The sequence below is a fragment of the Bacillus sp. FSL R12-0074 genome, assembly GCF_038005725.1.
Lineage (GTDB): Bacteria > Bacillota > Bacilli > Bacillales > Bacillaceae_G > Bacillus_A > Bacillus_A mycoides.
Genome location: NZ_JBBOTR010000002.1, coordinates 220,668 through 231,940 on the forward strand (window position 1 = coordinate 220,668; position 11,273 = coordinate 231,940).

At 32.0% G+C, this 11,273-nt stretch carries 11 protein-coding genes; 10 read left to right on the forward strand and 1 reads right to left on the reverse strand.

The genetic code is table 11. The annotated features are described in order from the left end of the window. Positions 1-83: 83 nt before the first annotated feature. The 3 genes from NSS97_RS28915 (at position 84) to NSS97_RS28925 (ending at position 2,820) form a co-directional block, all read left to right on the forward strand. Positions 84-407, forward strand: coding sequence for a transposase (locus tag NSS97_RS28915; protein ID WP_341115008.1), 324 nt, complete (start codon positions 84-86; stop codon positions 405-407). Positions 408-446: 39 nt separating this feature from the next. Beyond that, positions 447-635, forward strand: a complete 189-nt coding sequence (hfq, locus tag NSS97_RS28920; protein WP_341115010.1) for an RNA chaperone Hfq — start codon at positions 447-449, stop codon at positions 633-635. 373 nt (positions 636-1,008) lie between these two features. Beyond that, positions 1,009-2,820 carry an insecticidal delta-endotoxin Cry8Ea1 family protein gene (locus NSS97_RS28925; RefSeq protein ID WP_341115012.1) on the forward strand — a complete coding sequence of 604 codons (1,812 nt, stop codon included), beginning with the start codon at positions 1,009-1,011 and terminating at the stop codon, positions 2,818-2,820. Between the two features lie 348 nt (positions 2,821-3,168). On the opposite strand, the gene NSS97_RS28930 is transcribed toward NSS97_RS28925, so the two are convergent. Further along, complete coding sequence (locus tag NSS97_RS28930) at positions 3,169-3,729, reverse strand: recombinase family protein (RefSeq protein ID WP_088004675.1); 561 nt, start codon at positions 3,727-3,729, stop codon at positions 3,169-3,171. A 209-nt stretch (positions 3,730-3,938) separates the two neighbouring features. Between NSS97_RS28930 and NSS97_RS28935 the strand changes: the two genes are divergently transcribed. The 7 genes from NSS97_RS28935 to NSS97_RS28965 all read left to right on the forward strand — a co-directional run bounded on the left by NSS97_RS28935 (position 3,939) and on the right by NSS97_RS28965 (position 11,108). Beyond that, positions 3,939-4,064 carry a hypothetical protein gene (locus NSS97_RS28935; protein WP_341115015.1) on the forward strand — a complete coding sequence of 42 codons (126 nt, stop codon included), beginning with the start codon at positions 3,939-3,941 and terminating at the stop codon, positions 4,062-4,064. 55 nt (positions 4,065-4,119) lie between these two features. Beyond that, the gene (locus tag NSS97_RS28940) at positions 4,120-4,827 is read left to right on the forward strand and encodes an IS6 family transposase (protein WP_016127824.1); all 708 of its coding nucleotides are present in this window, start codon (positions 4,120-4,122) and stop codon (positions 4,825-4,827) included. A 1,229-nt stretch (positions 4,828-6,056) separates the two neighbouring features. Next, on the forward strand, positions 6,057-7,091 hold the full coding sequence (locus NSS97_RS28945) for a bis-aminopropyl spermidine synthase family protein (protein ID WP_341115018.1): 1,035 nt from the start codon (positions 6,057-6,059) through the stop codon (positions 7,089-7,091). Between the two features lie 20 nt (positions 7,092-7,111). Further along, on the forward strand, positions 7,112-8,779 hold the full coding sequence (locus tag NSS97_RS28950) for a carbamoyltransferase family protein (protein ID WP_341115020.1): 1,668 nt from the start codon (positions 7,112-7,114) through the stop codon (positions 8,777-8,779). A gap of 13 nt (positions 8,780-8,792) precedes the next feature. After that, the gene (locus tag NSS97_RS28955; protein ID WP_341115022.1) at positions 8,793-9,551 is read left to right on the forward strand and encodes a DUF5591 domain-containing protein; all 759 of its coding nucleotides are present in this window, start codon (positions 8,793-8,795) and stop codon (positions 9,549-9,551) included. Further along, complete coding sequence (locus NSS97_RS28960) at positions 9,517-10,296, forward strand: glycosyltransferase family 2 protein (protein WP_002205033.1); 780 nt, start codon at positions 9,517-9,519, stop codon at positions 10,294-10,296. Before NSS97_RS28955 ends, NSS97_RS28960 begins: the two co-directional genes overlap by 35 nt. Positions 10,297-10,307: 11 nt before the next feature. Further along, complete coding sequence (locus NSS97_RS28965; protein ID WP_002205032.1) at positions 10,308-11,108, forward strand: class I SAM-dependent methyltransferase; 801 nt, start codon at positions 10,308-10,310, stop codon at positions 11,106-11,108. Positions 11,109-11,273: the final 165 nt, after the last annotated feature.

Here is an 11,273-nt window from a genome sequence, read left to right on the forward strand (position 1 = left end):
ATATGTCCCTAAAGCAGTATTTCAATTTAAATGTGATACGATAGTTATATATTCGTTTTGCTAATAAAAGGAGATGAGTGTCGATGAAAAACCACATAAAAGTAAATGGAATAATCCTTCAAACAAATAAAAGATGGTCACATCTCAAGCAAAAACAAAAAGAACATATTTCTAATTGGTTACGTAGAGAATATACACAGTTTGTAAAAACATATTATAGAAGACCTAGAAAGTATGAACATGACGAAATTCTTCATGAAGTGATGAATCAAATACAGGAACGGGAAATTTGGATTCCTTATGGTGAAGTAAAAAGATATTATCTAAGCAAAATAGGAAAATGGTTTAGAAAAATAGAAAGTGAATGGGAATCAGAAATATCCAACAATGAAAAGCAGCAGGTATGAGAAGAAAAGTAAATACAAACAAACCAGGGGGCGCATTTCATGTTTAATTTACAAGAAGATATGTATGAACAATTGAAAGAGAAAAAAGGGGAAGTTACTGTATTTTTAAAGAATGGCGTTCCAGTACGTGGGCAGATTCTTGCAACAGATAAATTTACTGTTCTAATGATGGTTTATGGTAAACAACAACTAATCTACAAACAAGCAATCTCTACACTTGCTACGTAATATATACTGGATTTATGTAAATATTTCTCAATATTTCATTATTACTATAATATAAGTATTTCTTTTTATTATATATATTTTTGTTATTTCCTGTTGCAGAATCCTTGTTATAAGGATTCCTTTTTTTTATTAAAAATCCACAAATAAAAAAGATAAGATCGGCGGGCATAGGAGTAAACACAAAGTAACAAGCGCTAACAGTGAATTTAATATTTTCTCAATAAGCGTTTTAGAAAAAAAGAGTAAAATATGAAGTGGTGTTAGAAATAACTTCCAAAAATACAAATCCCTTATAGAGTATGTGAACGACTTACAGATTAAGAGGCGCCTGTGTTGAGATTATACTCAAAAGGAAAAGGAGTGTTTGACACATATGACTTCAAATAAGAACGAAAGTCCTAACATGAATCCTAATAATCAAGTATCATCACCAACTCCAAGAGTACCTATAGTGGCTCCAATTGTATCATGGGTAGGTTCTGCTATTGGTGGATGGATTTTAGGTGAAGGATTAAATGCTCTAAAAGGTTTAATTTTCCCGGGGTCACAACCTTATACTATGGAACAGATACTTGCAGAAGTTGAAAAATTGTTAAATAAAAGACTTACTGAAGAAAGAAGGAAGATATTAGAAAAAGAATACGTAGGATTTATTCAACTTGCTGACCAACTTTCGGCAGCAACAAAAACAATTGCATCACATGAAAAAAATGAATCTATAGAGATCGAAGAAGCTAGAGCAACTGCACGAGATATCTTTGTACACTTCAACCTGTCGTTGATTCAAAGACTACCACAATTTGAAATCGAGGGCTATGAAGGAGTTTCATTACCTTTGTTTGCACAAATATGTACTTTACATTTAACTCTATTAAAAGATGGCATATTAATGGGGGCTCGTTGGGGATTAACTAGCGATGATGTCAAATATTATCGTAATGAATTTTATAGGCTCACTTCAGATTATACGACCAGAGCAGGTACACTGTACAGCAGGGGATTTGCTACTGTAGGCAATAGAGGAGACATTAAAAACCGTATTGAATATAAAAATACAATGAATCAGTATGCAATGGATTTAGTTTATTTATGGTCTTTAATGCGTTATGAAGGAATTACTCCATCTGTATCGAGATCCTTATGGCATTTCGTGGGAGGCACGACTCAAGTATCTTCACATGAATGGAGAGAACAATATAAATTGATGAATGGTATTGTCGGTGGTTTATTAAAGAGTGTTACGTTTCATTCTTATGTGCGCTCTGGCACGAGACCATATACTCCACTATACGGTGTTTTACCCAAATATATCAAATCGGAAACCCAAACGGGATGGATGGGATATTCTAAAACGCCAATAAACGGTTATTCTGATTTTAGAACTTACCATAGCCCTGATCCAGATCTAGATCCACCTAAGAGTGCAAATATCAATTACAGCCCACTTTCTAGCACTTGGAGAATTAAAATTGGAGATACAGAAGTAATACCACCAGGTGTGATTCCACCTCCAAACAATTTTATCTCGCATGATGGATACTATATTCGAACTATATCAGCTATTCCAAACGCAGGTTTTCCAGCAAATTTAAATTTAAATTTAGGCAGTAAACTCGAGTTGGACATGCAACCTAATCTCCAGGAATATAGCGGCAATTTGATTTTAGGTTTTGCACCAGACAATACAAAAGAATTTTTCAAAACAGCTCTACATGTACTTCCAGCAAAAGGATCTTATACAATACCAGCTTTACAGTATAATTCTATGAATGATGAATCCCCGGTCTATTTAGAGGAATTGTTGGACCAAGGAACAGATGGCGGATTACAAATTTTCGGGGCGGCTGGCTCAAATAGTATTAGATATCAAATAAGTATGGAAGGAGTGGATTTCAACAAAAAATATGTATTGTTATTGAGGACTTTTGGACATGGGACCATCAATGTAGAAATAAATAGAGCGGGGTTTCTCCCACCAAATCCTTACAAAATCATAGGTGATTTTTATAATCCTAATTTTTATGGTTGGACAGACCATGTGAGCAATGGATTTACTTTTGAGCTCGATGGAAGTCTTGATTCAAATCCTACATGGTTAGTACTTAGAAAAAAGAATGATTCTGATATGAGAATTTCACAAATTATGATAATTCCAGAATCGGAATATAAAATTTTAATTCCATAAAAAAATATTGAGAAAAAAGCCATTCAAAGAATAGCACGCCACACCTGAAAATTCTCTATTTAAATCATTATACAAGAAGAATCCTTTATGGTTTCTTCTTTTTATTATGTTCGCAAAGGTATACTTTTGCGAATGCTTAAAAATTGGCTGAAATAAATTATGTGGGTATTCGTTTTATTTTTATTTTAGGATTTTTAGAAAGTAATATATATGAAGACGATAAAATGAGTTTTACAAAACTAAGAAAAAAGAAAACTAATAAAAATCAGTTGTATCATGTAGGGGTACGGAAACGATTCTGGGTATGAGGGGCCACTCTGGGATTTAATTACAAATTAAAAAAGAACTTTAATCAAGTTCTTTTAATCTACGATACAGGGCGGCCTGACTCACACCTGTAATTTGGCATATTTCTTTCACTGTTTTAGTGGTGTGCTCCCGTAATTCAATCGCATGATTCATACCTGGGTGTTTATCCGTATATTTCTTCAATCTTCCTCTATATACTCCTTTTTGTTTCGCTAGCTTTATTCCCGCACGTTGCTTTTCTTTAATCATTTCTCGATCAAGTTCACTAAAGGCAGCCATGACAGTTAAAAAGAATTTTCCTGTTGGCGTTCTCGTATCTATTCCTAAATTTAAAATCGCAAAGTGAACATCCTTTTCTCGAAGTTGTTCTACTAACTGTAATAGCTGAATGGTATTTCGACCTAAACGATCCATTCTAGTTACGACCAAAGTATCCCCAGTAATTAGTTTTGACAGTATAGTGTCTAACTCTGGCTTTTGTTTTGTTACTCCACTTATTTTCTCTTTAATAATTTCATCTACTCCATATTTCATGAGCTGTTCAATCTGTGTATCTAGATTTTGATCTTGTGCACTTACACGAGCGTATCCATAGACCATTTTTACCCCTCTTTTTGTATGTATTTTTGATAAGTGTTATTGAGAGTCTATGAGACTAATAATATCAAGAAAAGGATTTCTTATCAATAGGGTACACTCTATTGAGAATTCGAATATACAATTATACATATTTACATTTATTACTTTAATAGCAATAAATGTAAATATATAATTAAGAGGTTTTAAAGAATTTATAAGGAGATGCGAGTATGAAGAAAATCATAGGACTTATAGTAACATTATTTTTATTATTTTCTACCTATGCACCAACGTTTACAGAAGCAGCCGAAGTTTTAAAGGTTCTGGTGCAAAAATCGCAAGACTCTTGCAAGTAATCTCCTAAACTTGGACATACTGATAGTATGACTCTAAAAAAGGTGCGTGATCAGTATGGAAAAAGAAAATTTATTTAAATGGAAGCATTATCAGCCTGAACTCATCTTATTAACAGTAAGGTGGTACCTACGGTACAATTTGAGCTTCCGTAACCTGGTGGAAATGATGGAGGAAAGAGGATTATCAATTGCTCACACAACAATTATGCGCTGGGTTCATCAATATGGACCTCAATTAGAAGAGAAAGTACGACATCATCTTAAATCAACAAATGACTCGTGGAGAGTCGATGAAACCTATATTCAAGTAAAAGGTCAATGGATGTATTTATATCGTGCAGTTGATTCAGAGGGTTATACAATTGATTTTTATCTAAGTAAATCAAGAGATAAACAAGCAGCCAAGCGTTTTTTCAAGAAAGCCTTGGCTTTTTCGTATGTTTCTAAACCTCGCGTGATAACAGTAGATAAGAACCCTGCTTATCCTGTAGCGATTCAAGAGTTGAAAGAAGAGAAACATATGCCTGAAGGCATGCAACTAAGGCAAGCTAAATATCTCAATAATATAGTGGAACAAGACCACCGGTTTATTAAAAGGCGAGTTCGTTCTATGTTAGGGTTAAAGTCGTTTAAAACAGCAATTTCTATATTGAGTGGTGTTGAAGCCATGCATATGATGAAAAAAGGACAACTTGTTTTACTGGACAAGTCTGTCCAAAATCAAAAACAATTTATTCATAAACTGTTTGGTTTAGCTTCATAGGCTAGAAATGTAGAGGAAATTGCTACTCTAGGTTTCTAACTAATATTTTTGCACCAGAACCAATAAATTTCGCTTTTCCATACTGATCACGCACCTTTTTTAGAGTAATAGTATCAGTATGTCCAAGATTTAGAGATTAATTGCAATTATCTTGAAGTTTTTGCACCAGAACCCATACAAGTATATAACTATAGCTAAATGAGGGAAGCCCTGCAGGGGATGCAGGGCAGTACTAAGATCATCGAGTTGTCGAGTGTATAAGAATTTCTTGGACTATAGTAAGTTTAACATATAATTTTAAAAAACTTTATATAAGGATGTTACGAATATGTGAACAAAGATAAACTTTTTCTTTTCGGAATATTCAGCGATCCGATAATATCCCCCACCTAGCAAATGGGTTCCTGGATATTCCGATGCTCGAAAGCATCAAGAAAGGGGAATTGAGATGTTTCCATGTCTCGAACCAACATATTGCAATGATTTAGAAGGAAACAAGTACTTATGTAGATTTGAACATTATGAAGTGGATAGTCGTTTTTAAGATGAACCGCCAGAATGGAATGTTGACATCATCGAATTAATGCCAATTATCCCTATCTATAAATGCTGGGGAAAAGGAATCAAAACAAAATAAAAAGCCGCCCTACCCCTAGGACAGTTTGGAGAAAACACATTTAAAACACTAACTACATTATTCCGCCTTCTTTTCTCCTAAAAATGCCGTGCCCCCACAAATTAGACATCCCTTAATAAACCCCGAAAATAAACATTTTTTGAAAAATTTATAAAAAGGAAAATCGACAAAAATTTCTAAAAAAAGGCTCTATACTAGGTTTTTTGAAAATCCTAATATAAAAATTAAAATAATATAAATACCCATAATTATTCCTAGTATTGTTTTATTAGGAAAAATTTACTTAATTTTCTGAATAAATTTTATCTACAAATATAATTTATTTATTAATCAGAAAATTCTACTTTTATGCTAATATTGGTGGTGCAGCTCTGTTGCAAATATTTGAATTACACAATTATCTATATAAGGGGGAATGTGAAATGGAAAAGGAATATATTCATGAAGAAATGCTAGAGCTTGAAGATCTTGAATTAGATGAAGAGGATTTACTAATTCGTGCAGGCAAGACATTAGGTTAAGTTTTAAAATAAGGAGGTTACATATGCAGTTTAACTGTATATGTAACTTTTTTTAAGGTAGGGTATACAGTATGAAAGAAAATAAGATTATTTTATTATATGAAAGATTTATTGAATTAGACTATGAAGAAGAGTTAGATAAAGTACCAAAATTAAAAAACAGAGGGGTACTTTTGAATTTTTGGAAAAAATGGTATGAAATTAGTGAGAAACAATTCGAATTTATAATTTGGAAGTCCATTAATACTGTAGATACTTTAGATGATCTAGTCAAAATAACTGGGACTTTAAGTTTGGCTTTAAGATTATTAAAAGTATTAAGAGAAAGAAATTTAGTTGAAATTATAGAAAATAAAATAAGGTTTTCACAAGAGTTAACAAGTGGTATTTTATATGAACCAACCCCTTTTCCTAATACAGGATATGAGAATAAAATAAACAAAAAAAAATATGCTCAATTTAAAGCTACTTGGGATAGTTCGTTGAGGAGAGCTGAAATAATAAATCAAGAGTTATCATCTAATAAAAATATCTTTTTTTGCGGAGATGATGATTATACAAGTTTGGCCCTTAAACAATATAAAAACAGAGAAATAGGTGTAGGAGATATTGACGAAGAACTGATTGAATATTTTAAACATGCAAACAATGATATTGAGTTTTATAATTTTGATGTTAGAAATGAAGTTATGGAAGATTTAAGGAATAAGTATGATGCAATACATTGTGACCCTATAGATGATGGTAGAGGGTTAGATTTGTGGTTAAATAGAGCTAATGAATTATTAAAAGGTCAAAAGGGTGATTTAATTTTTTTAAATATAAGTGTTAAAAGATTAGGTAATAGGGCGGTTTATTTGCAGAATTTCTTGACATCTTTAGGTTTTTATTTAAAAGAAATTATTCACGATTTAAGTTCTTATAAAGTGGCGGAAGAGCCTTACATTGATGAAGAATTAATAAAAAAGGACTTAGATGGCATTGGTTTTTCTAAAGATACATTTAATGATTTGTATATTCAAACAGATATGTTAGTTTTTGTACGATTAATAGATAAACCAACCCTTTTTCCGCAAGAATATTATGAGATTAGAAGAAAAATATAAAATAACTGCGAGGTAAAATAATGTATGTTTTAGGAGTCAATGGGTGGGACTTTGATGTTCATGATGCAAGTGCGTGTTTATTTTATAATGGTAAATTAATAGCTGCAGCTGAAGAAGAAAGATTTATTCGTCAAAAAAAGGCATTAGATAAAATTCCATATAATTCAATAGCTTATTGTTTAAAGGAAGCTGAAATTACTCCAAATGAAGTAGATCATATTGTTATGGGCTGGGATGTAGAACAATTATATTTTGAGAAGTATTCAAAGAAGCTTAACAAAGATGAATGTCTTGAAAAGATTTTTCCGAAGAGAATTTTTAAGAGAGATAAAGATCCTCAAATTCATATGTGTTCTCATCATTTGGCACATGCTTCTGGTGCGTTCTTTAGTTCGGGATTTAACGAAGCTACCATAATAGTTATTGATGGAAGTGGAGAAGAAGAGTCAATAACGATAGCAAAAGGAAAAGGTAATATAATAGAAGTACTAGAAAAATACCCGTTGGAACATTCTTTAGGTATTTTTTATGAAGCATTAACTGTATTTTCAGGTTTAGGGAGGCATAATGAAGGGAAGTTAATGGGCCTATCTTCATATGGGGAAGAAATATTTGAATTTCCTGATATACTGGAAAACCCTTTGAAACCAAATGAAAATACAGTTAGTATGAATGGTAAATATTTTTCGGTATTAAAAGATTGGATAAAAGTTATTAATAGTATAACAAAGATAGCTCCTAATTATATTAAATATGAATATAATCCAATAGATTCAATACTATTAATGAATTCATCAGTAATGGAATATAAAAATATTGCAGCCTCAGGTCAGGCAGCCTTGGAAAGAGCAATTGTTAAGCTTGTAAAAAAAGCTATTAATCTAACTGGAATAGATAATTTGTGTCTTTCGGGAGGAGTAGCATTAAATTGTATAGCGAATAGAATTATAGCTGATTTACCAGAAGTGGATAGTTTGTACATTCAACCAGGTGCTTCAGATAGTGGGGTAAGTATTGGAGCAGCTACATGGTTTCTTGCCGAAAATGGTATAACGCCTATGTTCACTGAAGATCATGTATATTCTGGTCCGGAATTTCCTGATTCTAGTATCTTAAATATATTAAAAAAATATAATCTATCATATATAGAATTAGGTTCTAATAAATATGATAAATGCTCCGAGTTATTAATTCAGAATAAGATAATAGGAAGATTTTCTGGAAAGATGGAATTCGGTCCTAGAGCTTTAGGAAATAGAAGCATAATAGCTAACCCTCAGAGTAGGGATATGTTAAATAAAGTAAATACCATTAAGAAAAGAGAGCAATGGAGACCATTGGCTCCTAGCATCATAGATGAAAACGCTTCTGTAGTATTAGAAGAAAAAATAAATAACCCTTATATGCTGTTAAATTCTACTGTTAAAAAAGAGGTACATCATTTAGTTCCAGCAATAGTTCATGTTGATGGATCAACAAGGGCTCAAGTAGTTACGAGGGATATGAATTCTGATTATTATGAAACAATCTATAACTTTTACCAGAAAACAGGAATTCCTGCAGTTATGAATACATCGTTTAATGTAGGAAAAGAACCAATTATATGTAACCCAAGTGATGCTATTAGGTCATTTTATGGATCAGAGATGGATGCCCTTTTATTAGGTTCATTTTTGATTCTTAAATAAAGGAGGAGAGATTTTGAGAAATAGAAATTATTCTAATCTACAGGATGAAAGGATAAAGGATTTGGTACTTAATAAAAAAAGTTATCCTTACTACCCAGAATATATACTATTAGATTTAATAAAAGAGGAAACAGTTTTTAAACGAGGAGCTTGCTCAAAGTATATTCATCATGAAGAGTTCAATACATGGCAGGACTATTTTTGTGGGGATTATTACGAAAAGCCTCAGGGGAAAAGAATTGCTTTTTTACAAGTTTGTTCTTGGGCTAAACCATATGACTTTTCATATATTGGTAAAAAAATTAGAGAAGTTACAAATAAATACCCAATGGTTCATCCAATTATTCTATCAAATGCGGGAATTATACCATATGAATACCAAATGAATCCTACTTTTTGTGCGTACGATTGGATGGAAGATATTGAGGATTCAGTAATTTATGAAGAATTAATGAAAGAATATAGGGCTAAATTGATACAAAGAATTAGGAGATACCTAGAATCAAATTCATACGATGTAGTAGTACAATATGGTATACCGGTAAAAAAATATTCAATGGCTCCTGCAATTAAAGATATTTGTAAGGATCTAGGAATTGCTTTTCTTTTAACCCCAGATATAGAAACATATAGAAATAATAAAGGTAAATTAGTCGAGTTAAAGGATTCAGGAGAATTTTATTGTTTAGATGAAGTTTTGAGTAGTATGGATAATTCTTTAAATAAGGTGAGTAGATATGTTGAATCTATCAATTGTAATACCAGCTTATAACGATATCAGATTGGGAAAGTGTTTAAAAAGTATTGATGAAAATGTAGAGGTTGTCGTTGTCTTAAATGGTGCAACAGAAGAAGTAAAAAAAATCGCCTATTCTAGCAATGCAGTAATTGGGGAATTACCTACACCTAATTTAGCAAAAGCTTATAATTATGGAATTGAAATTTCTAGTAAAGATAATGTGTTAATTATGGATTCAGATTGTGTTTTTATGCCAGGTACCATCAATAAATTATTCAAATTATTAGATGCAGGATCTTTGGCTAAAGGAAGGGTGATGTTTTCCTTTAACAGCAAAATTGGAAAAATCATTGCACGTGCAAGACATATACATACTTGCAAAAAAAATGCATATTCACCTCCATTGGCATTTAATAAAGGAATCTTAGCGAAGGTAAATGGATATTATTTTGATGAGAATTTATCTTGGACAGAGGATTATGATTTTGATATTAGAGTTCAATCTGCAAGTCTTAAGATTTTATATGATGATAATGCAAGAATTATTCATCCAGAGTTAAGCATTAAGCAAGATTTGAAAAGTTCATTTAATTATGGGGTAGGTCATGCACGTGGGGTTTTACACAAAAAAAATGGTTATTATGAACCTAAAAATAAAACGAGGTCGATTATTAACTCATATAAGTATATCAAAAAAAAATACGGTTATTTAACTGCTTTCTATCTCATATTTTGGCAGATTGCCTTTTATAGGGGATATAAAAAAGAAATACATTAAGGAGGAAAACAATGCAGCAACAATACGATGAAATTTCTGAATTATACGACATTATCATCCCAGAACCTGATGGTATTTTTGATTTTTACAGTGGTTTGGTAAAACCAAATGATGAAGTTTTAGATTTGGGGTGCGGTACTGGTAGATTATCTTTTATTCTTGCTGAAAAAGGCGCTAATGTAACTAGTGTTGATATATCAGCAGGAATGATTGAAAAAGCCAGTAAGAAGTTAGATGAGATGCCAAATATTAAGGATAAAATAGAATTTAAGGTTTCTTCTGCTACAGATTTTAAGTCTGAAAGAAAATTTGATTTTATATTTATGTCTGGTGGTGTATTTGAATATTTACTTACATCGTCACAACAAAAATTAGCTCTTAGAAATATTAAATTACTATTAAAAGAAGGCGGGATTTTTGTTTTCGATATTATTACACCTCCAACTATTCTTCCTTATTCTAAGAGAGTGAGTGATGGAGGAAATAGTCCTATTAAAGGGGAGAATTTTAAAAATTATAAAGTTAAATCATGGGATGTCGTAAAAGCAGATCATTATAAGCAAATAATTGAAACCACTTGTTATTTTGAGGTGTATGACATAGCAGATAATTTCTTAAGTGAAAAAAAATTCAGATTCCTTTCAAAATATACTTTACCATCCGAAATGCAGTATCTCTTAGAAATAGAAGGATTCAATATAAAAAATTTTCATGGTGATTACAATAAAAATCCTTTTGGGAGGAATAGTGAATTTATGGTTTATGAATGTAGGAAGCAAGGGGAAAATTTTAATGATATACAGTGCGAATAGACGCTCGTGAACTACTCGCCACTTAGCAAAGCTTGAAGTGGGAGCTTCTCAGTTCCACGACGAAAGTAACCTTTCGTCTCCCTGAGCGTTACTTCGGGGTGTTCCACCCCTAGATGTCCAACGCTTGGACGCTCTCTTGGTACGGTTGATATTTTACGCAGGAAC